The sequence below is a fragment of the Caballeronia sp. LZ029 genome (assembly GCF_031451275.1).
GTDB lineage: Bacteria > Pseudomonadota > Gammaproteobacteria > Burkholderiales > Burkholderiaceae > Caballeronia > Caballeronia jiangsuensis.
This window is the reverse complement of the sequence record NZ_JARUXO010000001.1, coordinates 447,326-471,765: the sequence shown is the minus strand read 5'-3', so window position 1 is coordinate 471,765 and position 24,440 is coordinate 447,326. Positions and strand designations below refer to the sequence as shown.

The window sequence follows — 24,440 nt, the reverse complement described above, 5'->3', positions numbered from 1 at the left end:
TCGGAGGGCGGCGAGCCGCGCCGTGTGCGCTGCGTTCAACGTCCGCTCCATTCTAGCGATAAACGACGGGCGTGCCGTGCGGCGTCTTGCGGTCCCGTCGCAGCACGCTCGTCCGCCATCGCCCGCGGTTCTTTTCGCTCTCTGACTATGGTGTAATGCCGGCATGGAAATTGGCCAATTCAAGACCGTCGCCCTCGTGGGGCGCACCAACACGCCGGGCATCGAGGCGCCGCTGAGATCGCTCGCCGGTCTTCTGGCGCAGCAAGGCTTCGAGGTCGTGTTCGAGGCGGGCACCGCGAAAGATGTCGAGGTGACGGAGTTTCCGGCGCTCTCCATCGCGGAGATGGGCGCGCGCGCGGACGTCGCGATCGTGCTCGGCGGCGACGGCACCATGCTCGGCATCGGCCGGCAGCTCGCGCCGTACAAGACGCCGCTCATCGGCGTGAATCACGGGCGGCTCGGCTTCATCACGGACATTCCGTTGAAGGCGATGCAGGAGATCATTCCGCAGATGCTCGCCGGGCAGTTCGAGCGCGAGGAGCGCAGCCTGCTCGAAGCGCGCATCATGCGCGACGACAAGCCGATCTATCACGCGCTGGCGTTCAACGACGTCGTGGTGAATCGCAGCGGCTTCTCCGGCATGGCGGAACTGCGCGTGTCGGTGGACGGCCACTTCATGTACAACCAGCGCTCGGACGGCCTGATCGTCGCGACGCCTACGGGCTCGACCGCCTACGCGCTGTCGTCGGCGGGGCCGATCCTTCATCCGCAGTTGCAGGGCTTCGTGCTCGTGCCGATCGCGCCGCATTCGCTGTCGAACCGTCCGATCGTGCTGCCCGACGATTCGAAGGTGACGATCCAGATCATCGGCGGGCGGGACGTCAACGTGAATTTCGACATGCAGTCGTTCACCGCCGTCGAACTGAACGACGCGATCGAAGTGCGGCGCTCGAAGCATACGGTGCCGGTGCTGCATCCGGTCGGTTACAGCAGCTACGCGACGTTGCGCAAGAAGCTGCACTGGAACGAGCATCCGTCGCAGGACGCCTCTTCTCTCTGAACTTCCCGAATTCCCCTTCCCCGAAGCGTCCATGCTCCGTCATCTTTCCATTCGAGATTTCGTCATCGTCGCCACGCTGGACATCGATTTCGATCCAGGTTTCACGGTCTTTTCGGGAGAAACCGGCGCGGGCAAGTCGATCCTGATCGATGCCCTCGCACTCACGCTCGGCGCGCGCGGCGAGGCGAGCGTCGTGCGCACGGGCCAGGCGCGCGCGGATATCACCGCCGAATTCGGCACGCATCCTCAGGTCACGCGCTGGCTGGACGAGCACGCGTTGTCGCAAGACAGCGACTCGGTCATGCTGCGCCGGGTGATCGATTCGGGCGGCCGCTCGCGCGCGTTCATCAACGGCACGCCAGCGACGCTCGCGCAGCTTCGCGAAGTGGGCGAAATGCTCGTCGACATTCACGGGCAGCACGCGCATCAGTTGCTGATGCGTCCCGACGCGCAACGCGAACTCTTTGACACGCACGCGCAGTTGCTCGATACCGCCGGCGCGGTGAATCGCGCGTGGCGCGCCATGCGCGATGCGCAACAGGCCGTCGAGACCGCGCAAACTCGCGACCGCGAACTGCAACTGGAACGCGAGCGTCTCGCGTGGCAACTGAGCGAATTCGACAAACTCGCGCCGCAACCGGGTGAATGGGAAGAAGTGAGCGCGGAGCATCATCGGCTGTCGCATTCGGCAAGTCTCATCGACGGCGTGCAGGGCGCACTCGGCGCGCTCTCCGAATCGGACGAAGCGATGATCTCGCAGCTCGGCACGATCATCTCGAAGGTGCGCAGTCTCGCCGATATCGACCCCGCGCTGAACGACGTGCTCGCGTCGCTCGAACCGGCGGAAATCCAGTTGCAGGAGGCGTCGTATTCGCTGTCGCACTACGCGCAGCGGCTCGAACTCGATCCCGACCGGCTCGCGCAAGTCGAAAGGCGCATGGATCAACTGCACTCGACGGCGCGCAAGTTCCGCCTTCAGCCCGAGACGCTGCCCGAAGAACACGAAGCGCGCCGCCAACAACTCGCCGATCTCGATGCCGCCGCCGATCTCGACGCGCTCAACGCCGTAGCGGAGAAAGCGAAAACCGAATATCTGGCGCAGGCCAAAGTGCTGTCGAAAGCGCGCGCAAAGGCCGCGAAGCATCTGTCGAACGCGGTCACTGCCGGCATGCAGGAATTGTCGATGGCGGGCGGCAGCTTCGACGTCGCGCTCGTGCCGCTCGCGGAGGGCGGTGCGAACGGGCTGGAGCAGATCGAGTTCCGCGTCGCCGGTCACGCGGGCGTCGCGTTGCGGCCGCTCGCAAAAGTCGCGTCGGGCGGCGAACTGGCGCGCATCAGCCTCGCGCTCGCCGTGATCGCGAGCACCGCGAGCCCGACGCCCACGCTCATCTTCGACGAAGTGGACACGGGCATCGGCGGCGGTGTCGCGGAAGTCGTCGGGCGTCTGCTGCATCAACTCGGGCGCGACCGTCAGGTGCTGTGCGTCACGCATTTGCCGCAAGTGGCCGCGCGCGGCGATCAGCATTTCCAGGTCGCGAAATCGCCCGACGATGCCGGCGGCACCGTGAGCACGGTGACGCCGCTCGACAAAAGCAGGCGCGTCGAGGAAGTGGCGCGAATGCTCGGTGGCCTCGAAATCACCGCGACCACGCGCAAGCACGCGAAGGAAATGCTGGCCGCCTGAACGCCGGGCTCAGCCCGCCACGGCGAACACCCGATTCCACAACGCTGTTACCGCGTCGCGTTCGGCCTGAACCTCGGCCGGATCGACGCGCGCTTTCTCCATGCCGTCGAGCCGCAGCGTGTGCTGAAGCTTGCGGTAGTGCCGGTAAGCCGCGCCGATCACATCGGCCTGATCTTCGGCGATCAATCCGCTTTGCGCGGCGATCTTGAGCAGCGTGATGTTGCCCGCGTTGCGTAGAAACGCGCGATGCTCACGCGTATGCAGCAGCACCCAGTACTGCACGATGAACTCGATATCGACCATGCCGCCGCGATCGTGCTTCAGGTCGAACAGCTCGCTGCGATTCGGATGGCCGTCCGCGACGCGCTGGCGCATCGACGCGATCTCGCGTGCCAGTGCGGCGGCGTCGCGCTCCATGACGAGCACGTCGGCGCGAATCTTCTCGAACTCCGCGCCGATTTCCGCGTCGCCCGCGCTGTAACGTGCGCGCGAAAGCGCCTGATGCTCCCAGACCCACGCGGTGTTCGCCGCGTCGCCCTCGCGAATCTGATAGCGGCGAAACGTTGCGAGGTCGGTCACGAGCAGGCCGGATTCGCCGTTCGGGCGCAGGCGCAAATCGACATCGAACAGCGTGCCCGCGCCCGTCGCCGCGGTGAGCCACGTGATGAGGCGGCGCGTGAACATCGCGTAGATGTCGGAGGCGGCGTCGTCGTCATCGTCGTAAAGGAAGATGAGATCGAGATCCGACGCGTAGCCCAGTTCCTTGCCGCCCAGCTTCCCATACGCGATGACCGAAAAGCGCGGCGTCTCGCGATGCCGTTTCGGGAACTGCTTCCACACGGTGCGCACGGTCACGTCGAGCACGGCGTCGGCGAGTTCCGAGAGACGGTCGCTCACATGCTCGACGCTCAGATGACCGGCGAGATCGATCAGCAGAATGCGAAAAACTTCGGCCTGATGCGCATGACGCAGCAGATCCATCTGATGTTCGACGTCCTCGGCGGCGTCGAGCCGCGCGATCAGCGAACGCTTGAACTCGGACCAGTCGAACGGGCTGGCGATGGCTTCGTCGTCGAGCAATTCGTCGAGCAACTGCGGATGGCGGATCAGATAGCCCGCCGCCCAGCGCGAACCCGATAGCACCGACAGCACGCGCTCCAGCGCCGCCGGATATTCGGTCAGCAGCGCGAGATACGCGCCGCGTCTGCCGATGGCATCGAGCAGATCGAACAGACGCACGATGATGTCGCCGCGCTTGCCCGCATCGATCGACTGCACGGCTTCGAGCGCCCGCTGCGCGACGATGTCGAAGCGCTCCCGGCTCTGCGACGGCAAGCCGGCATAACGCGCCGAATTCCACACGCCCGTCAGACGCGAAAGCACCGGCGCGGGGTCCGCGAAGCCGAGTTCCGCGAGACGCGCGGCGAGCTCTTCCTGCGCGGAGTCGTCGGCGAGCGCGCTGCTCCAGATCCACGACGCCGCCGAATCTTCCGAGACGCCGCAGCCGCCCTGCCCGCTCACCTTGTCGGCGAAGATCGCATCGAACTGCTGCTCGACGAGCTCGCGATGCGCGTCGAGCTTGTCCATCAGCGCGGCATAGTCCACGAAGCCGAGCGACTTGGCGAGCAACGTGCGCTCGTCGTCCGCGACGGGCATCGCGTGCGTTTGCGCGTCGTTGCGATATTGCAGCCGATGCTCGACCGTGCGCAGGAACAGATACGCGTCGGACAGTGCCTCGCAGACATTGGGCGCGAGCAGGCCGTTGGCGGCGGCGCGGTCGAGGACCGCGAGCGTCGGACGAATGCGGAAATCCGCTGCCTGGCCGCCGCGAATCAACTGGAATACCTGCGCGCTGAACTCGATCTCGCGGATGCCGCCGCGTCCGAGCTTGATGTCGTCGGCCTTGTCGGGACGCATCGACGCGCGCCGCCGCGCTTCCTGCCGAATCTGCTGATGCAGCGAGCGGATCGCCGCGATCACGCCGTAGTCGAGATAGCGCCGGTAGATGAACGGCGTCGCGATCGCTTCGAGCTGCTTCGCGAGGCGCTTCGCGGAATCGCTCTGCGTCTCCGAAACGAGCCGCCCCTTGATCCACGCGTAGCGCTCCCACTCGCGGCCCTGCACGTAGAAATACTCTTCGAGCATGCCGAGGCTGCACACGAGCGGGCCGGAATCGCCATTGGGCCGCAGCCGCATATCGACGCGGAACACGTAGCCGTCCTGCGTGATCTCCGCGAGCGCGCCGATCAGACGTTTGCCGAGCCGTGTGAAGAATTCCTGCGTCGGGAGTGCGGAGCGCGTGCCGCCCGAGGTCTCGCCGTCCTCTTCATAAACGAAGATCAGGTCGATGTCCGACGATGCGTTCAGCTCGCGCCCGCCGAGCTTGCCCATGCCGACGACGCCGAGCGTCAGCCGCTCGCCGTCCGGTCCGCGCGGCTCGCCGAAGAGCGCTTCGAGATCCGCCGACAACACCGCGAGCGCACGCTGCACGGTGACTTCGGCGAGATCGGTCATCGCGCCGGTGACTTCGGCGACGTCGGCCGCGCCGGCGAGATCGCGCTCCATCACCGTACAGAACACGTCGGTTCGAAGACGCCGCAGCGCGGTCTTGAGCGCGGCTTCGTCGAGCACGCCGTTTTCGGTGCATGGCGTGCAGTGCGCATCGAGGCGCGCTTCGATCCATTCGCGCGTGATGCGCGAGCGCGCCCACTGCGCGACATTCGACGCCAGTTCGGGCCGCGCCGCATACGCGCGCGCCGCATAGTTGGAATAGTCGGAACTGAGAAGAGTGGCGTCGGTCATGAAAGGTTGGGTTCGCTCATTGCTTCCGGTAAGACATCGCACTTCATGCAACGCGCCGCGAGTCTTGCCGGGCGCGGCTTTGCGAGCATCCACGAGTGCACGGGCCGCGGCCATCCCCGCGATGCCCGTGTTACATTTCAGCGTCAAACACGCAAAACTACCATATCGCCCGACAGCCGCAGCATGTCCGACAGCAGACGATCCGTCGACCCGAACGAAGTTGGACAAGCCAAGCCCAGCGGCAACGCCGAGCGCGTGCTTTCACGCGTCTTCAAAATCATTCTCGTCGTCGCGGCCATCGCGTATTTCGTGGTCGCGGGCGTGTATGTCGGCCTGCGCTATGTCGTCATGCCGCAGGTCGATTCGTTCCGGCCGCGCATCGAGCAGCTCGTCTCGTCGAAGATCCACGCGCAATTGCATATCGGCAGGATTTCCGCGCGATGGTCCGGGCTTTCGCCGACACTCGATATCGACAATCTGAGCATCGATGCCGCCGATGGCTCGCCGGGTCTCGCCGTGCCGCACGCGAGCGCGAGCATCGCGTGGGCGTCGCTGCTGCATCTGCGGCCCAAGCTCGCGGACCTGACCGTCGATGGTCCCGACGTGATCATCGCGCGCAATGCGGACGGCGGGCTGTCCGTCGCGGGCGTGCCGCTGCCCACGCATCGCACCGGCTCGAACGCGTTCACGACCTGGCTGCTCGGCCAGGACCGCATCCTTCTGCGCGACGGCACGCTGCGCTGGCGCGACGCGCAACGCTCGGCGCCCGAGATCGCGTTCAAGCGCCTGAATCTCGCGATCCTCAACGACGGCACGCGCCATCGGCTCGCGCTCAAGGCGCCCGCCGACGGCGACGTGCTGCACGGCCCGCTCGACTTTCGCGCGGACTTCCGTCATCAGCCTTTCTCCGCGATGGGCGCGCCCGCGAACTGGACCGGCCGTCTCTACATGTCGACGGGCCCGGTCGATCTGCCGATGCTCGCGCGCTACGTGAAGCTGCCGTTCCAGATGTACGGCGGGCGCATCAACAACCAGATCTGGCTGAACTTCGCGGGTGGCCAGTTGCAGAACGCGACCGGCGAACTGACTGGCGCGAACGTGGCGCTGCGCGTGCGCGCGACGCAGCCGCGTCTCGATCTGCCGATCGCGCGCTTCGGCTGGAGCATCGAGAAGAAAGACACCGAGTACACGCTGAATCTGCGCGACCTTCATGCGGAGCTCGGCCAGCCGCCGCTCGATGACGGCACGCCGGTCGCGCGCCTGCTCGTGTCGCGCTCGCTGACGGGCACGTTCCGGCCGCCAAGCGCCGGCAAGGGGCAACTGGTGCGGTTGACGGGCGATTCCGTCGATATCGGCATCCTCGCGGAATTCGTGCGCGCGCTGCCGGTGCCGGCGAGGGTGCTCAACGAGCTCGTGCGCTTCAATCCGCGCGGCCAGGTGGCGAACTACACGATCTTCACCGAGCGCGCCGCGCCGAAGACCGAGGAAGAAGCGCAGCAACAGCGCACCAAGGGCGACGCGCCGCTGCTGCATTACGCGTTCAAGGGCGATCTCGAAGGCCTGAGTGTGCAGGCGCAGGAGCCGCCGCCCGGCCTCACGATCAACAACCATCCGCGTGCGGGCATTCCGGGCGTCGAGAATCTGTGGGGCAGCGTCGACGCCAACGAGAAGGAAGGCAGGATCACGATCGACACGAAGAACGCGGCCGTCATCATTCCCGGCGCGTTCGACGATCCGCGTCTCACCTTCGACTCGCTGCAGGGCAACGCGCACTGGACGGTCGCGGACGCCATCGCGCCGGGCGAATTGCGCCGCGCCTTCACGATCCATATCGACCGGCTGCGCGTCAAGAACGCCGACGCCGAAGGCGAAGCCACCGCCGACTACTGGAACCAGGGCCACGGACGCGGCAATCTCGATCTGAAGGCGAAGGTCGCGCATCTGAAGGTGACGAGCCTCGTGCGCTATCTGCCGACGAGCCTGAACGAGCGCGTGCGCGTCTATCTCGGCCATGCGCTGCAGGCGGGCGTCGCGAAGAACGGGACGATCGAAGTGCACGGCGATCTCACGCGCTTTCCCTACGCGAAATTTCCCGACGCGGGCATCTTCCGCATCAACGCGCCGTTCACCGGCGGCAAGTTCGACCCGACGCCGTTTCCGCCGCGCAAGATGGCCAACGGGCTGCCGAACTTTTGGCCGGCGTTCGAGGGCATCGACGGCACGTTCACGCTCGCGCAGAACAAGCTCGGCTTCGATATCGACAAGGGGCATTACCGCAACGTGAAGGTCTCGAAGGTCGTCGGGCGCATCGACGATACGGGCAATCGCGAGACCAAGCTGTGGATCGACGGTCACGCGCGCGGCCCGCTCGCCGACATGCTGCAATACGTCGACGACAGCTCGCTCGGCCTGATGGCGAAGCACGCGACGCGCAAGATCGACGCCAAAGGAGACGCGTCGCTCGCGCTCACGCTCGGCATTCCGCGCTATCGTCCGCCCGCGCCGCTGCCGCCGCTCAAGCCCGACTACAAAGGCTCGATCACCTTCGCCGACAACGAAGTCACATACGGCAATCTGCCGCCGCTCACGCATCTGCGCGGCCGCGCCGACTTCGCCGCGAAGACCGTGACGCTCGACGGCCTGACCGCGCAACTGCTCGGCGGCGACGTGCGCGCGAAAGGCGGCGTGCAGCCCGACGGCAGCTATGCGATCGACGTCAACGGGCGCATCGGCGCGGATGCCGCCACGCGGCTCAACCGGCGGATCACGCCGCAGGTCGCGGAATTCATGAAGCGCATCAACGGCGCCGCGCCGTACGAGCTGCACGTGCACGGCGTGAAGAACGCGCTGCCGAACGTGCAGGCGAACTCGGATCTGACGGGGCTCGGCATCGATCTGCCCGCGCCGTTCGGCAAGGCGCAGGGCACGCCGATGCCCTTCTCCTTCACCTTCCAGCCCTCGCCGGGCAGCGCGTCGGATCTGCACGACGCGAAGTTGAGCTTCGGGCCGGTGGCGGCGCATTACGTGCTCCAGCAGATCGGCCGCGCGCAGGTCAAGATCGATCCGCAGAACGCCGCCGAGCCGATGAACATGCGCGCGCGTCTGAAAGTCGTGCGCGGCGCGATCGGCGTGAACAAGTCCGCCGATTTGCCGGCCGAGGGCGTCAGCGTGGACGCCGATCTGAACGAACTCGATGCCGACGCATGGCGCAAGACCTTCGCCGACATCAGCGCCGCCAGCACCGCGACACCGGAAGCCGCGGCCGCCGCGAACGCGCCGCGCCCGCCGATGAGCGAGAACGTCAAGCAGTTCATTCCGACGCGCGCCGCCATCCACTTCACGACCCTCAAGCTGCTCGACCGACGCTGGGAGAACATCGCGATCGGCGCGAGCGGAGCGGATCGCAAGTGGCAGGCGAACATCGCATCGGATCAGGTGTCGGGCGATGTCGCCTGGACGCCGGGCGCGACGAGAGACAGCCCCGGCACCCTGCAAGGGCGTTTCGCGAAGGTCGTGATTCCGGAGAAGATGGCGGGCGATACCGTCGGCCCGGTCATCAGGAAGCCGCCGCGCAATGTGCCGACGATCGATCTCATCGTGAACGAGCTCGTGTTTCGCGGTCACAGTCTCGGTCGGCTCGAAGTCGACGCGCACAACGAGGTCATCGCCGACGAACCGATCTGGACGCTCGACAAGCTCGAACTCATCAACCCCGACGCGACGCTCACGGCGAACGCGACGTGGCGCACGCTGCCGGGCGGCGTCTTGAAGGCAGACACGGAAGACGCGATCCCGCGCCGCACGTCGCTCGATTTCAAGCTCGATGTGAAGAACGGCGGACAGTTGATCGATCGTTTCGGCGCGCCGCATGTCGTCAATTCGGGCAGCGGCACGGTCTCGGGTCACGCGGGCTGGAACGGCGGTCCGACTGCCGTCGATGTGAATACGCTCGATGGCAACGTCGCCGTCGATCTGCGTCACGGCCAGATCCTGCGCGCGCCGGGCGCGGCGAAGTGGCTCGGTATCTTCAGTCTGCGCAGTCTCGCCAATCTGCTGACGCTGCACTTCGAGGATGTCGTCGGCAAGGGGCTGCCGTTCGAGAAGATCACGGGCAATGCGAAGATCGTCGACGGCATCAGCCGCACGGACGACTTCCTGATGGTCACGTCGCCCGCGCGGGTGCAGATGCAAGGCATCGTCGATATGCCGAAGCAGACGCAGGATCTTCACGTGAAGGTGGTGCCGACGGTCGGCGCGGGCGCGGCGGCGATCGGCGCGGCGGTGATTAATCCGCTGCTCGGCCTCGGCGTGCTCGCGGCGGACATCGCGCTGTCGGCATCGATTCAGAAAGCTTTCGCGCTCGACTATTCGATCACCGGCTCGTGGAGCAAACCCGTCGTTAAGCGGCTCAATGGCGATCAGGGTAAGATCGAAACACCCGCCGCCGCCGTGGTTCCGTCCGCTGCCCGCTGAAAACGGGCGTTTGCATCCGCCCCGGCGACGCCGTTTTCGTCCCCTTTTTTCTACCAGCGCATAGAGACATGAGCGAAAGATCGAGCGAAAGCGCGGCCCCGTTTCAGGTCGCCGCGCTCCAGATGGTCAGCACGCCGGACCGCGACCGCAATCTTGCCGACGCCGGCCGCCTCATCGCCGAAGCCGCACGCGGCGGCGCGCAACTGGTGCTGCTGCCCGAATATTTCTGCTACATGGGCTTCAAGGACACCGACAAGCTCGCGATCCGCGAAACGCCCGGCTCGGGTCCGATCCAGCAATTTCTGTCCGATGCGGCCCGCGAGCATCGCGTGTGGATCATCGGCGGGACGCTGCCGCTGCGCTCGCCCGAAGAGAACCGCGTGCTGAACACGACGCTCGTCTTCGATCCGAGCGGCACGCAGGTCGCGCGCTACGACAAGATTCATCTGTTCAATTTCGAAAAGGGCGAGGAATCGTTCGACGAAGCGCGCACCATCTGTCCGGGCAGCGAAGTGCGGACCTTCGACGCGCCGTTCGGACGCGTGGGATTGTCGGTGTGCTACGACCTGCGCTTTCCGGAGCTGTACCGAAAGCTCGGCGACTGCGCGCTGATGGTCGTGCCTTCCGCGTTCACTTACACGACGGGCCGTGCGCACTGGGAAACACTGCTCAAGGCGCGCGCCGTCGAGAATCAATGCTATGTGCTCGCCGCGGCGCAGGGCGGCAATCACGAGAACGGACGCCGCACGTGGGGTCACAGCATGCTGATCGATCCGTGGGGCGAAATCGTCGACGTTCGGGACGAAGGGCCGGGCGTCGTGATCGGCGGCATCGATTTGCAACGCATCGCAGCCGTGCGGCAGAGCTTGCCGGCTTATCGACATCGCGTGATCGGGTGATCGCGCGGCTTACTCGGATCAACTCGACTGATGACTTGAAGACGCGGGTTTCTCCCCGCACATGAAGCGACTGGATCAGACCGTAGAATAGTCTGCAATTCGTCTGAAATATCATCGAACTCGTCACAGAACACGCAATAGGCACCGCATGAACATCATCGAACCCGGCATTCGGAATCTGGTCACGGCGAAGGACGTTTTGCTCACGCCCTACGGCCTCGACGAAGGACTGATCACCCGCACGCTCGCGGAAATCTTCACGCATCGTGTCGATTACGCGGACCTCTATTTCCAGTCCACGCGCAGCGAAGCGTGGAGTCTCGAAGAAGGTATCGTCAAATCGGGCAGCTTCAGCATCGATCAGGGCGTCGGCGTGCGCGCCGTGTCGGGCGAGCGCACGGCGTTCGCGTATTCGGACGACCTGTCGCCCGAATCGATCCGTCAGGCCGCAATCGCGACGCGCGCAATCGCCAAAGCCGGCGGCGGCAAACACAAGATCAAGCCGGCGAGCACGCTCACGGGCGTGTCGGGGCGCGATCTGTATCTGCCCGCCGATCCCTTGCATTCGCTCGATGCGAACGCCAAGGTCAAATTGCTGGAGCGCGTCGAGCAGATGGCGCGCGGCAAAGACCCGCGCATCACGCAGGTGATGGCCGGTCTCGCCGGCGAGTATGACGTCGTGCTGGTCGCGCGCAGCGATGGCGCGCTCGCGGCGGACGTACGACCGCTCGTGCGCGTATCCGTTACGGTGATCGCCGAGCAGAACGGCCGGCGCGAAATCGGCTCGGGCGGCGGCGGCGGACGTTTCGACTATGGCTATTTCACCGATGCCATCCTGAACAAATACGTCGACGATGCCGTGCACGCCGCGCTCGTCAACCTCGAAGCGCGCCCTGCCCCGGCAGGCGCGATGACCGTCGTGCTTGGGCCGGGCTGGCCGGGCGTGCTGCTGCACGAGGCGGTCGGACACGGACTCGAAGGCGATTTCAACCGCAAGGGATCGTCGGCGTTCGCGGGCATGATCGGCGAGCAGGTGGCGGCGAAGGGCGTCACGGTGGTCGATGACGGCACGCTGCCGAATCGGCGCGGCTCGCTCAACATCGACGACGAAGGCAACCCGACGCAGTGCACGACGCTGATCGAGGACGGCATCCTGAAGGGCTACATCCAGGATTCGCTCAACGCGCGTCTGATGAAGATGCCGGTGACGGGCAACGCGCGCCGCGAATCGTACGCCGCGCTGCCGATGCCGCGCATGACGAACACGTACATGCTCAACGGCGACAAGGACCCGCAGGAGATTCTCGCGTCGGTGAAGAATGGCTTGTACGCGGTGAATTTCGGTGGCGGTCAGGTCGATATCACCAACGGCAAGTTCGTGTTCTCGGCGTCCGAGGCGTACATGATCGAGAACGGCAAGATCACGTATCCGGTGAAGGGCGCGACGCTGATCGGCAGCGGGCCCGAATCGCTCAAGTACGTGACGATGATCGGCAACGACATGTCGCTCGATAGCGGCGTGGGCGTGTGCGGCAAGGAAGGCCAGAGCGTGCCGGTGGGCGTCGGTCAGCCGACGTTGCGTATCGAGAAAATGACGGTCGGCGGGACGGTGTGATTTCGATGCGGGTTTTCCGCATCGGGCGGGGTTATTTGCGGCGGCGCCGCGCTGCCCGATGCGGATTGTCCGCGTTTTTGTAGTTGCAGGGTTGTCAGCGCCGTGCGTTTGCGGTTATAAAAGCAGTCACAACTTTTTCGACACACCTTCGATCCATCATGTCCGCCAAGTTTTATTTTTATTTCTTTTGGCATCTCAAGCCGCTGGCGGATCGAGAGGGGTGAGTCGTACACAGGTTGAACAGACCGAATTCCCGAAAAAACCGCCAGCAAGCCTGGCGGTTTTTTTTCGTCTCATAGTTTGATTAGAACGCTGCCGTTGGAGAACCGACATGCCCCCGCACAATACCGATGATGTTCGTATCCGCGAGTTGAAAGAGCTGACGCCGCCCGCGCATCTGATCCGCGAATTCCCCTGCGCCGAGCCGGTTTCGGAGCTCATCTACAACGCGCGACAGTCGATGCATCGCATTCTTCACGGGATGGATGACCGGTTGATCGTGATCATCGGGCCTTGCTCGATTCATGATCCTCGCGCGGCGCTTGAATATGCCAGGAAGCTGATCGAGCAGCGCAAGCGTTTCGCGGGCGAGCTGGAGATCGTGATGCGGGTGTATTTCGAAAAGCCGCGGACGACCGTTGGATGGAAGGGGCTCATCAACGATCCGTATATGGATAACAGCTTCAAGATCAATGACGGGTTGCGGGCCGCGCGAGAGTTGCTCATGCATATCAACGAGCTTGGGCTTCCCGCTGGCACCGAGTATCTCGACATGATCAGTCCGCAATACATCGCCGATCTGATTTCCTGGGGGGCGATTGGGGCGCGCACTACCGAATCTCAAGTGCACCGCGAGCTTGCTTCCGGCTTGTCTTGTCCGGTGGGATTCAAGAATGGCACTGATGGGAATGTGAAGATCGCTGTCGATGCGATCAAGGCGGCGTCGCAGCCGCATCATTTTCTCTCGGTTACTAAAGGCGGGCACTCGGCGATTGTTTCTACCGCGGGAAATGAGGATTGCCATATCATTTTGCGCGGCGGTAAAGCGCCCAATTACGATGCGGCGAGTGTCGATGCTGCTTGTAGCGATATCGGGAAGGCTGGTCTTGCCGCGCGGTTAATGATTGACGCGAGCCACGCCAACAGCTCGAAGAAGCACGAGAATCAGATTCCGGTTTGTGAGGATATTGGCAAGCAACTCGCCGCTGGGGATGAGCGGATCGTGGGGGTGATGGTGGAGTCGCATCTTGTTGCGGGGCGGCAGGATTTGAAGGAAGGGTGCGAGTTGACGTACGGGCAGAGCGTTACTGATGCTTGTATTGGGTGGGATGAGAGTGTGAAGGTGCTTGAGGGATTGGCAGAAGCCGTTAAGCAGAGGCGAGTAGTACGCGGCGGGGGTAATTAAAATCAGTAAGCGGTCGCATCGAGCCGCGACCGCTTATTCCGACGGCGGAACAGGTGATGGGCTTTGCGATCTATGAGCGCGGGCGAGGAACGGATGCGCAAGACGCTTCCGTTCCGCAAGTGAGGCAGCGTCCCCATTCATACGACAGAACGTTTCCTTTACATTCTAATGATGCACAGGCAATCCGTTCGACGTTCTGAGTTTCATCGCAGACGAAGCACCACACAGTTTCCGAGTCGTGCTTGTTCGGCTCAAGCATCGCTGTCCTGGGTTCGCGTTCGTCGTAACCGTACACTCCGCCAAACACGCAGCACGGGCAGAGATAGTTTCTACGCCTCTTGTCGAACGCAAAGTAGGTTTTTATCTGGGCTGAAGTGAGCAGATCGCGTACGGCGCCAAATTCGCCGACTAACCGATAATCCGCGTAAGTCTCAGGGTTCATAAGAGCAACCGGAGTACTGTGAAGGTAGTCACGCCTGACCTTCACCCAATTTTCCTCCCTTCCTAAATGCTGGTTGATGGACAAGACGATGCACATCAAATCAGACGCCAAGATCGATAAACGACTACCGGCACTGTGAATAAGAGAATTTCGTTGTCGACGCAATCGTTCATATGCCTGCGCAAATTCGTTGTCAAGGGATTCATCGCATACAGCGCGATATATTTTGATGAGATCCTGGGCATCAACGGTTCTAAATTCTGAAAATGCCCTCGATTTTCTAGTGTATTCTTGCGTACATTTATTTTTTCCCACTCCAAGCAAGAAATGAACTCCCGCTTTCGCAATGCGTGCTTTTAGCAAAAACTCACTTCCCTGTTGCGCAATGGTTAGCCCGGTGGATAATTGAATCTTGGCCGCTTTCCAGTAGGCGGAGTTTTTTGGGTCTTTTTCAACCTCTCGATAGTCGAGCATGTCAAAGTCGCAAACGAGCGTAGCGGCTGCGTCCCAAGCGACATTGAGTAATTGCATGCCGACAACTTCAAAGTCGTCGGAGGTTGGGATTTCTGTAAGCACGGTGGCAATATCAATGAGGCGCCGGGTGCATATCGTTAAGCATTAGACCCTCTCGGCGAGTCCCATAGAACGTCAGCGCCACCATCAACGCGATTTAGTACGCGGGATAACACGAACATCAAATCCGACAACCGATTCACATACCTCCGCGGCGCCTCATTAACTCCCGCGGTCTCTACACGCCCCAGCGCCACGATCGCCCTTTCCGCCCTCCGACAAACAGTCCTTGCGACATGCGCCAGCGCGGCCGCCCTAGACCCGCCCGGCAAAATAAACTCTTTGAGCGGCGGCAGCGTCGCGTTGTACTCTGCGAGCCACGCATCGAGCCGTGCAAGATGCGCCTCCTGAATCATCGAATGCCCCGGAATCGACAACTCACCACCCAGATCAAACAAATCATTCTGAATCCGCGTCAACGCATCGCGAATATCCGAAGGCATCGGTTCACACAAAAGCACGCCGATACACGAATTCAACTCATCCACATCCCCGATCGCGGCAATCCGCGCATCGTCTTTCGAAACGCGGCTTCCATCGCCCAATCCTGTCGTTCCATCGTCGCCGGTACGCGTGGTGATCTTGCTCAAGCGGTTACCCATCGCTGACTCCCTGATAAGCAGACAAAAACCCGACCCATTATAGGCAGACCCACGCGCCCAAAACGCCTCAAAAACCCCGCCCCGCCGACCTTCCCCCCGACGGCGTAAAATGAGATAAACACCGTACGGCTTTCGCGCCGATCGCAAGCCTGGGCAAAAGCGACCAGTCGCAAAGGCATCACGCGAAAAGCCGCAACGCTCATACCAAGCGCGCAATCAAGAACACAAATCCGCACCGCCCGGAGACACTTGTGAACCACCCCACCGAGCATCAGGCGCTCGCAAAACGCCCCTTCCCCGCCGCGCTTCTCGAAGCGCTGAAGCAGCAATTCGCCGACCGCGTCTCCACAGCGCAAGCAGTCAGAGAACATCACGGCCGAGACGAATCGCCGTTCGATCCGCAACTTCCCGACGCCGTCGTCTTCGCGCGCAGCACCGATGAAGTGCAGACCATCGTGAAGCTCTGCGCCGAACACGGCGTCCCGATCATCCCCTACGGCAACGGCTCCTCGCTCGAAGGGCACTTGCTCGCCGTCCAGGGCGGCGTCTCCATCGATCTGTCCGAGATGAACCAGATCGTCGCGATCAACGCCGAAGACCTCACGGTCACGGTGCAACCCGGCATCTCCCGCAAGCAACTGAACGAAGCGCTCAAAGACACGGGCCTCTTTTTCCCGATCGATCCGGGCGCGGATGCGAGCATCGGCGGCATGTCCGCGACGCGCGCCTCCGGCACCAACGCCGTGCGCTACGGCACGATGCGCGAGAACGTCCTCGGGCTCACCGTCGTGCTCGCCGATGGCCGCGTCATCAAGACCGGCACGCGCGCACGCAAATCGTCGGCGGGCTATGACCTCACGCGTCTTTTCGTAGGCTCCGAAGGCACGCTCGGCGTCATCACCGAAATCACGGTGCGGCTCTATCCGCAGCCCGAGGCGATTTCAGCGGCCGTGTGCGCATTTCCGTCGATGGGAGACGCCGTGCGCGCCGTCATCGAAACCATTCAGATGGGCGTGCCGATCGCGCGCGTCGAGTTCGTCGACAAGCTCGCCGTGCGCGCGATCAACCGTCACTCGAATCTGACGCTGCGCGAATCGCCGATGCTGTTCTTCGAATTTCACGGCACCGAATCCGGCGTCAAGGAACAGGCGCAGACCGTGCAGGACATCGTCGCGGAGAACAAGGGCGAGGACTTCGAATGGGCGACGCGCCCCGAAGACCGCAGCCGTCTCTGGAACGCGCGCCATTCGGCCTACTTCGCGATGCTGCAACTGAAGCCCGGCTGCCGCGCCGTCACCACCGACGTCTGCGTGCCGATCTCGCGTCTCGCCGAATGTGTCGAGGAAACGGAAAAGGATCTGCGAGGCTCGTACTTGCCGAGCCCGATCGTCGGGCACGTCGGCGACGGCAACTTCCACGTCGCGATGCTGCTCGATCCCGAGAAGCCCGAAGAGCTGGAAGAAGCGGAGCGCATCAATCGACGCATCGTCGGACGCGCGCTCGCGATGGGCGGCACCTGCACCGGCGAACACGGTGTCGGGCTGCACAAGATGGGCTTCCTGATCGATGAGCATGGCGCAGACGCCATCGCGACCATGCGCGCCATCAAACAGGCGCTCGATCCGAAAAACCTGATGAACCCGGGGAAAATCTTCGCTTTCGAAGGCTGACGAAGTCGCGCAAGATGCAAGCATCAACAAGCATCAAATAAGCGCGACTGTCTGCGCAGGCATCAAAAGGAGGAGACATGAACGCACCCGACGAGCTCAAAGCCGAGCAGATGCCGCCCAATCTGCCCTACGAGGACGCGCCCGCGCTGACCGAAGATCAGCTCGCCGCGCGTCAACGCGAGGTCGTGCAGGCGCTGATGGCCGTGCTGCCCACGCACTGTCTGCTCTTTCGCGACGAAGACACCGCCGCGTATGAATGCGATGGCCTCGCCGCGTATCGGCGGCTGCCGCTCGCGGTGGCGCTGCCGGAAACCGAAGCGCAGGTGCAGCGCGTCGTGCAGATCTGCGCGCGTCTTTCCATTCCGATCGTCCCGCGCGGCGCGGGCACCGGACTCTCCGGCGGCGCAATGCCGATCCGCCACGGCATCGTGCTGTCGCTTGCGCGCTTTCGCAAGATCGTCGAAGTCGATCCCTATGCGCGCACCGCCACCGTGCAACCGGGCGTGCGCAATCTCGCGATTTCGGAGGCGGCCGCGCCCTACGGCCTGTATTACGCGCCCGATCCGTCATCGCAGATCGCGTGCACGATCGGCGGAAATGTCTCCGAGAACTCCGGCGGCGTGCACTGCCTGAAATACGGCCTCACGGTGCACAACGTCCTGCGCGTGCGCGCGGTGACGATGGACGGCGATGTCGTCGAGTTCGGCTCGCTCGGCCCCGATGCGCCGGGTCTCGATCTGCTCGCGGTGCTCATCGGCAGCGAAGGCATGTTCGCGATCGTCACCGAGATCACCGTCAAGCTGATCCCGAAGCCGCAAACGGCGCAGGTCATCATGGCGAGCTTCGACGACGTCGTGAAAGGCGGCAACGCCGTCGCCGCGATCATCGCCGCGGGCATCATCCCGGCCGGCCTCGAAATGATGGACAAGCCCGCGACGCGCGCCGTCGAAGAGTTCGTCAACGCGGGCTACGACCTCGACGCCGCCGCGATCCTGCTATGCGAATCCGACGGCACGCACGATGAAGTCGCCGAGGAAATCGTCCGCATGACGGCTGTCCTGCGTGAGCACGGCGCATCGCGCATCCAGATTTCGCGTTCCGAAGCCGAGCGCCTCAAGTTCTGGTCCGGCCGCAAGAACGCGTTTCCGGCGGCGGGCCGCATCTCGCCGGACTATTACTGCATGGACGGCACCGTGCCGCGCCGGGCGATCGGGCCGCTGCTCGCACGTATCGAAGAGATGGAGAAGAAGTACGCGCTGCGCTGCATCAACGTGTTCCACGCCGGCGACGGCAACATGCATCCGCTGATTCTCTTCAACGGCAACGATCTCGACGAATGGCATCGCGCCGAGGCGTTCGGCTGCGCCATCTTGGAGTGTTGCGTCGAACTCGGCGGCACGGTGACGGGCGAGCATGGCGTGGGCATCGAGAAGATCAATTCGATGTGCGTGCAGTTCTCGCCGGAAGAGCGAGACGCGTTCTTCGCGGTCAAACGCGCGTTCGATCCGCCGGGTCTGCTCAACCCCGACAAGGGCATCCCGACGCGCGCGCGCTGCGCCGAGTACGGCAAGATGCATGTGCGCGGCGGGCTGTTGCCGCATCCCGAATTGCCGCGTTTCTGATTTCTCACGAAGCGCGGCGCGCGTTCCGCTATCCATGTTTCTCCGAGTGCGGCGGCGTTAAGCGGCCGGTACAATCGACCGGACAGCCGTCAGAAAGCTGACACAGAAGTCGAAGCCCGAAATCGACGAACTAGCGGAACACCCATGGAACAGGACGACATCGTCGCCGGCTGGTCGGAGAGAATCGCCCGGGCCACGGAATCCGGCACGCTGCTGCGCATCCGCGGCGGCGGGACGAAGGACTGGTACGGCCAGACGCTCCAGGGAGAAATCCTCGACACGCGGGCGTATCGCGGGATCATCGAATACGATCCGGCGGAACTCGTCATCACCGCGCGCAGCGGCACGCCGCTGGCCGAAATCGAAGCGGCGCTGCGAGCGCACAACCAGATGCTGCCGTTCGAGCCGCCGCACTTCGGGCGCAACGCGACACTGGGCGGCTGCATCGCCGCGGGGCTCGCGGGTCCGCGGCGCGCCTGGACCGGCGCGCCGCGCGATTTCGTGCTCGGCGCGGTCGTCATGAACGGGCACGGGCAAGTGCTGCATTTCGGCGGTCAGGTGGTGAAGAACGTCGCCGGCTATGACGTGTCGCGCCTGCTCGCGGGATCGCTCGGCACACTCGGGCTGATCCTCGAACTGTCGATCAAGGTGTTGCCGCGCCCCGTCGCCGAAGCCACGCTGAAATTCGACATGCACGCGACCGACGGCGTGCGCAAGCTCAACGAATGGGGCGGCCATCCGTTGCCGATCTGCGGCAGCGCGTGGCGCGACGGCACGCTCGCGCTGCGTCTCGCGGGCGCGGAAGCGGCCGTGAAGACGGCGCGCAATACGCTCGGCGGCGAGGTCGTCGATGCGGTCGAAGCCGACCGTTTCTGGATCGGCATGCGCGAACAGACAGACCCGTTCTTCGCGGTGATCGAACCGCGCTCGGCGCTGTGGCGGCTCGCGTTGCCGTCGATCGCGGAGCCGCTGCATCTGCCGGGCGCGCAACTGATGGAATGGGGCGGCGCGCAGCGCTGGTGGATCACCGATACCGATCCGCAGACCGTGCGCATCAGCGCGAAGCAGGCGGGCGGACACGCGACGATTTTCCGCGCGGGTTCCGCCTACGATCGCAATGCAGGCGTGTTCACGCCGCTGCCCGCGCCGCTGATGAAGATTCATCGTGGATTGAAAGCCGCATTCGATCCGGCGCGCATCTTCAACCGCGCGCGTTTGTATCCCGACTTCTAGGCGCCTCGATGCAAACCAATCTCGCCGATTTCATCCGCGGCACGGCCGATGGCGACGAAGCCGACGCCATCCTGCGCAAGTGCGTGCACTGCGGCTTCTGCACGGCGACCTGCCCGACGTACCAGATACTCGGCGACGAACTCGACGGGCCGCGCGGGCGCATCTATCTGATGAAGCAGATGCTCGAAGGCGCGCCGGTCTCGCGCAGCACGCAACTGCATCTGGATCGCTGTCTCACGTGCCGCAATTGCGAGAGCACGTGCCCATCGGGCGTGCAGTACGGTCGGCTCGTCGAGATCGGGCGCAAGATCGTCGAAGAGAAAGTCGAGCGGCCGATGCGTCATCGCCTGCAACGGCGCCTGCTCGCGAGCTTCCTGCCGAACAGCACGCTCTTCACGCCCGCGATGAAGCTCGGCCAGCAGTTCCGCGGCATCCTTCCTCGCAAGTTGCGCGCGAAGATTCCCGTGCCCGAGCGGCCGCTCGCGCCGCCCACGAACAAGCACGAACGCAAGATGCTGATGCTCGCGGGCTGCGTGCAGCCGGCGATGATGCCGAACGTCAACACGGCGACCGCACGCGTCTTCGATGCGCTCGGCATCGAGATCGTCACGGCGCCGTCGGCGGGCTGTTGCGGCGCGATTCGCCTGCATCTCGGCTACAACGAAGACGCGCTCGACGATGTGCGCAACAACATCGACGCATGGTGGCCGTATGTGGAAAGCGGCGTCGAGGCGATCGTGATGAACGCGTCGGGCTGCGGCGCGACGGTGAAGGAGTACGCGCATCTGCTGCGCAACGATCCCGCGTATGCGGAGAAGGCGCAGAAGATCGTCGATCTGACGCGCGATCTCGCCGAAATCCTGCCGATGTACGAAGAGGAACTCGTCGCGCTTTCGCGCCGGCGCGGCGTGCATACCGTGGCGTTCCATCCGCCGTGCACGTTGCAGCATGGACAGCAGATTCGCGGACACGTCGAGCATCTGCTGACCGCGCTCGGGCTCGAAGTGCGCCTGCCCGCAGATAGCCATCTGTGCTGCGGATCGGCGGGAACGTATTCGGTCCTGCAGCCGAAGCTCTCGTACACGCTGCGCAATCAGAAGCTCGATCGGCTGGAGAAGCTGGAGCCGCAATTGATCGTGTCGGCGAACGTCGGCTGCATCGCGCATCTGCAAAGCGGCACGTCGACGCCGGTCACGCACTGGATTCAACTGCTGGAGCATCTGCTGTACGGTTGAGCGATTCGTATAATGGCCGGATGGTTCTCTAGGCTGGCTCAGGTATGTCCATCGCTCAACACCTCGAAGAAGTCCGTCAACGCATCGCGAAGGCCGCGCAAAGCGCATCGCGCGATGCGGCTTCCGTCACGCTGCTCGCCGTGTCCAAGACCTTTCCCGCCGACGACGTGCGCGCCGCCTTCGACGCCGGCCAGCGCGCGTTCGGCGAGAACTACGTGCAGGAAGGCATCGCGAAGATCGCGAAGCTGGCCGATCTGCGCGGCGATATCGAATGGCATTTCATCGGGCCGCTGCAATCAAACAAGACGAAGCTCGTCGCCGAGCAGTTCGACTGGGTGCATTCCATCGACCGGCTGAAGATCGCGGAGCGGCTTTCCGCGCAACGTCCCGACGGCACGCCCGCGCTCAACGTCTGCATTCAGGTGAACGTGAGCGGCGAGGCGTCGAAGAGCGGCGTCGAGCCGGAGGAAGCCGCCGCGCTCGCACATGCGGTCGCCGCCCTGCCAGGTCTCCGTCTGCGCGGCCTGATGGCGATACCCGAGCCCGCCGATACCCTCGACGCGCAACGCGTGCCGCACGCCCGCCTGCGCGATCTGATGAACACGCTGCGCGCCGGTGGCCTCGATCTCGACACGCTCTCGATGGGCATGTCCGCCGATCTCGAAGCCGCCGTGCTCGAAGGCGCGACGATGGTGCGCATCGGCACCGCGATTTTCGGCGCGCGCACTTACACCACCTGACCTCACCTCAACCATGAAAATTGCATTCATCGGCGGCGGCAACATGGCCGCGGCGCTCATCGGCGGTCTCGTCAAGCGCGGCGTCGCGCCGTCCGACATCTACGCCATCGACATCAACGACGAAGCGCGTGCGCGCACCGCGAAGCAATTCGGCATTGCCACGGGCGCGGCCGTCGATGCGAAGCTCGCCGGTTACGACGCGATCGTGCTCGCCGTGAAGCCGCAAGTGCTCAAGAGCGTGGCCGAAGCGCTGGCGCCGCATCTGTCGAAGCAGACGATCATCAGCATCGCGGCGGGCATTCGCGCGACGGATCTCTCGCGCTGGCTGAACGGCTACACGCAAATCGTGCGCACGATGCCGAACACGCCCGCGCTGATCGGCATGGGCGTGACGGGTCTCGCCGCGCTGCCCGGCGTGAGCGATGCGGCGAAGGCGCTCAGCAGCGAGGTGCTGGAAGCGGTCGGCACGGCCGTCTGGTTCGACGACGAAGCGAAGCTGGATGCCGTCACCGCGATCTCCGGCAGCGGCCCGGCCTACGTGTTCTATTTCATCGAAGCGATGCAGGAAGCGGCGCGTCAACTCGGCATGGACGAGGCGCAAGGCCGCGCGCTCGCGGTCGCCACGTTCACGGGCGCGGCGCAACTGGCGGCGCAATCGGGCGAGCCGGCGAGCGTACTGCGCGAGCGCGTGACATCGAAGGGCGGCACGACGGCGGCGGCGCTCGCATCGTTCGATGCGCAGGGCGTGAAGGATGCGATCGTGCGCGGCGCGCTGGCGGCGCAAGCGCGGGCGAAAGAGATGGGGGATGAGTTGGGCGGGGCTTGAGCGGCGGTGCGCCGAACGAGCGGCGCGCGCAGGCACGCGCGCCGCGCTCCATCAAAGCTTCTGCACGACAAACTCAATGCCGGATTCCGCGAATGCGGTGCGCGTCTGGTCGAAGCGCTCCATGCTGGGCAGAAAGCTGTGATCCAGAAGCTCGGCCTTCTTCACGCTGACTTCGCGCTCGAAATCGCGCAGCAAATCGAGCACGTTGATTGAAACGGGCGACCAGCTCTCACGCTTGAAGAGGGTGAACGTGTGCTTGTGGTCGTCGTTGAATGTCGATGGCCATACCCCCTGCTCGTACAAGTCCTCGTCCGGCACGGTGATGACGAGATGGCCGCCCGGCTTGAGCACGCGCAACCAGTGTCGCAGCGCGACGCGCGGATCGACCACATGTTCAAGGCAGTGCCCCGAATAGACGAAGTCGAAGCTGTCGTCCTGAACGTTTTCGAGGTACTGCGCGTCCCCCTGCGCCCACTCATAGACCGTCACGCTCTCGATGCGCGGAAACAGCGCGCGATACAGCGCAATGCTGTCGTTGCCGCCGCCGATATCGAGCCCCTTGCCCACGAGCCAGCGATTGCCGAAGCGAGCGTCGAGCAGACGGCGATTGATCGATATGCATGTCGTCCCCGGAACGCCCAACCTGAAAGCAAACGGCTGTGTCTGGTCGCCGGGCAGCACCCATTTCTTCAGTGCGTATTCACCCCACGCCCGCGGCCATAAAACCGCGTAGCCGGTTTCCTCTTCATGCCAGTGGACTGTATGCGTGGCGTCGAAGGACTCAAGCAAGCTGAGAAACGCCGCTTCCTGATCGAAGCCGTTCTCGGCCCAATCCGGAAGCGTCCCTCCGCTCGTCCGGAAGTCGCGCCGGTAAATGCGCACATCGTCCAGCACGATGAGCGCGTTATCCGTTCGGCCGTGCAGGAGTTCGAGCTCGGCGAGCAGCGGCAGGCGCTCGGTCGCGCTATGTTCCTGGCTCATGTGGCTCTTGCCGCCGTAGTCCGCGCCGGGATAATGCGCGTCCAGAAAAACGAGGCAGCGTTGCTCGGTCAGCGCGTCTTTCACGGGCGCCGACCGCAAGAAAGCGAGACTGTCGGCATTCGCTACATAGAGACGTTCGCTCTGTTCCACCTCAGCGAAAAGCGGCTCGAAGATTTCGCACGACAGCGCTTTCGTGAAACCGGCGGACAGAGCGGCTCGGCAGGAGCCACCTTTTCCATAACCGGTTTCGATGAGATGTGTAATCTGATTTTTTGAAACGAGTGCAGCCAGGTCGAAGCGGGCAAGAAAACCCATAATTGAAGTACCGAGAATGAACCAAGCGAACGATCGCCGCCGCGCGAGGAAAAAAACCTGCGGCGTGATCGGCTTGTCGAAGGAAAGGACGGTGCTTTCGATATGAATCACCGGGCGCCGTGAGACGCGTCTCTTTCAGCGTTCCCAGGAATTAATCGTTTGCCTAACTTACGACCTTATCAAAACATAAGCCCGCGAAGCCGCGATGTGAACAATTTTGTCGTTCTCAGGCTGTTTCGCGGACTGGCATAAAGCGGCGAGTT

General features: G+C 63.8%; 17 protein-coding genes. 13 read left to right on the top strand and 4 right to left on the bottom strand.

Features of this window, described 5'->3' with window-relative positions; translation table 11 throughout:
* Nucleotides 1–163 precede the first annotated feature (163 nt).
* Entirely contained in the window at nt 164–1,060 is an 897-nt protein-coding gene (locus QCE73_RS02225; RefSeq protein WP_035497738.1) for an NAD kinase, read from the top strand.
* A 31-nt stretch (nt 1,061–1,091) separates the two neighbouring features.
* Nucleotides 1,092–2,744 carry a DNA repair protein RecN gene (gene recN / locus QCE73_RS02220; RefSeq protein ID WP_309879603.1) on the top strand — a complete coding sequence of 551 codons (1,653 nt, stop codon included), beginning with the start codon at nt 1,092–1,094 and terminating at the stop codon, nt 2,742–2,744.
* Between the two features lie 9 nt (nt 2,745–2,753).
* Here the strand turns inward: recN and glnE are convergent, their stop codons facing one another.
* Entirely contained in the window at nt 2,754–5,546 is a 2,793-nt protein-coding gene (gene glnE / locus QCE73_RS02215) for a bifunctional [glutamate--ammonia ligase]-adenylyl-L-tyrosine phosphorylase/[glutamate--ammonia-ligase] adenylyltransferase (protein WP_309879602.1), read from the bottom strand.
* 183 nt (nt 5,547–5,729) lie between these two features.
* Between glnE and QCE73_RS02210 the strand changes: the two genes are divergently transcribed.
* The 4 genes from QCE73_RS02210 (at nt 5,730) to aroG (ending at nt 13,938) form a co-directional block, all read left to right on the top strand.
* Entirely contained in the window at nt 5,730–10,019 is a 4,290-nt protein-coding gene (locus tag QCE73_RS02210; protein ID WP_035497734.1) for a YhdP family protein, read from the top strand.
* Nucleotides 10,020–10,087: 68 nt separating this feature from the next.
* Nucleotides 10,088–10,918 (top strand): carbon-nitrogen hydrolase family protein, encoded by an 831-nt coding sequence (locus QCE73_RS02205; RefSeq protein WP_035497733.1) that lies wholly within the window; start codon nt 10,088–10,090, stop codon nt 10,916–10,918.
* A 148-nt stretch (nt 10,919–11,066) separates the two neighbouring features.
* Entirely contained in the window at nt 11,067–12,533 is a 1,467-nt protein-coding gene (gene tldD, locus QCE73_RS02200; protein WP_035497732.1) for a metalloprotease TldD, read from the top strand.
* A gap of 331 nt (nt 12,534–12,864) precedes the next feature.
* Nucleotides 12,865–13,938, top strand: a complete 1,074-nt coding sequence (aroG, locus tag QCE73_RS02195; RefSeq protein ID WP_035497731.1) for a 3-deoxy-7-phosphoheptulonate synthase AroG — start codon at nt 12,865–12,867, stop codon at nt 13,936–13,938.
* A 70-nt stretch (nt 13,939–14,008) separates the two neighbouring features.
* Here the strand turns inward: aroG and QCE73_RS02190 are convergent, their stop codons facing one another.
* Together QCE73_RS02190 and QCE73_RS02185 are read right to left on the bottom strand one after the other, a co-directional pair.
* A complete protein-coding gene (locus QCE73_RS02190; RefSeq protein ID WP_309879600.1) occupies nt 14,009–14,956 on the bottom strand; it encodes a hypothetical protein in 948 nt (315 codons plus the stop codon).
* A gap of 35 nt (nt 14,957–14,991) precedes the next feature.
* Nucleotides 14,992–15,555, bottom strand: coding sequence for a cob(I)yrinic acid a,c-diamide adenosyltransferase (locus QCE73_RS02185; RefSeq protein WP_309879599.1), 564 nt, complete (start codon nt 15,553–15,555; stop codon nt 14,992–14,994).
* Between the two features lie 251 nt (nt 15,556–15,806).
* Here QCE73_RS02185 and QCE73_RS02180 point away from each other — a divergent pair, with 251 nt between their 5' ends.
* The 6 genes from QCE73_RS02180 to proC all read left to right on the top strand — a co-directional run bounded on the left by QCE73_RS02180 (nt 15,807) and on the right by proC (nt 22,881).
* On the top strand, nt 15,807–17,225 hold the full coding sequence (locus tag QCE73_RS02180; protein WP_309879598.1) for an FAD-linked oxidase C-terminal domain-containing protein: 1,419 nt from the start codon (nt 15,807–15,809) through the stop codon (nt 17,223–17,225).
* Nucleotides 17,226–17,335: 110 nt separating this feature from the next.
* Nucleotides 17,336–18,847, top strand: a complete 1,512-nt coding sequence (locus QCE73_RS02175) for an FAD-linked oxidase C-terminal domain-containing protein (protein WP_404989758.1) — start codon at nt 17,336–17,338, stop codon at nt 18,845–18,847.
* Between the two features lie 144 nt (nt 18,848–18,991).
* Entirely contained in the window at nt 18,992–20,080 is a 1,089-nt protein-coding gene (gene glcE / locus QCE73_RS02170) for a glycolate oxidase subunit GlcE (RefSeq protein ID WP_035497728.1), read from the top strand.
* Between the two features lie 8 nt (nt 20,081–20,088).
* Complete coding sequence (gene glcF / locus QCE73_RS02165; protein WP_309879595.1) at nt 20,089–21,315, top strand: glycolate oxidase subunit GlcF; 1,227 nt, start codon at nt 20,089–20,091, stop codon at nt 21,313–21,315.
* Between the two features lie 44 nt (nt 21,316–21,359).
* Nucleotides 21,360–22,055 carry a YggS family pyridoxal phosphate-dependent enzyme gene (locus tag QCE73_RS02160; RefSeq protein WP_309879594.1) on the top strand — a complete coding sequence of 232 codons (696 nt, stop codon included), beginning with the start codon at nt 21,360–21,362 and terminating at the stop codon, nt 22,053–22,055.
* Nucleotides 22,056–22,068: 13 nt separating this feature from the next.
* The gene (gene proC / locus QCE73_RS02155; protein WP_309879593.1) at nt 22,069–22,881 is read left to right on the top strand and encodes a pyrroline-5-carboxylate reductase; all 813 of its coding nucleotides are present in this window, start codon (nt 22,069–22,071) and stop codon (nt 22,879–22,881) included.
* A 51-nt stretch (nt 22,882–22,932) separates the two neighbouring features.
* Here the strand turns inward: proC and QCE73_RS02150 are convergent, their stop codons facing one another.
* Complete coding sequence (locus QCE73_RS02150) at nt 22,933–23,862, bottom strand: class I SAM-dependent methyltransferase (RefSeq protein WP_309879592.1); 930 nt, start codon at nt 23,860–23,862, stop codon at nt 22,933–22,935.
* A gap of 33 nt (nt 23,863–23,895) precedes the next feature.
* Here QCE73_RS02150 and QCE73_RS02145 point away from each other — a divergent pair, with 33 nt between their 5' ends.
* A complete protein-coding gene (locus tag QCE73_RS02145; protein ID WP_309879591.1) occupies nt 23,896–24,138 on the top strand; it encodes a hypothetical protein in 243 nt (80 codons plus the stop codon).
* Nucleotides 24,139–24,440 lie beyond the last annotated feature (302 nt).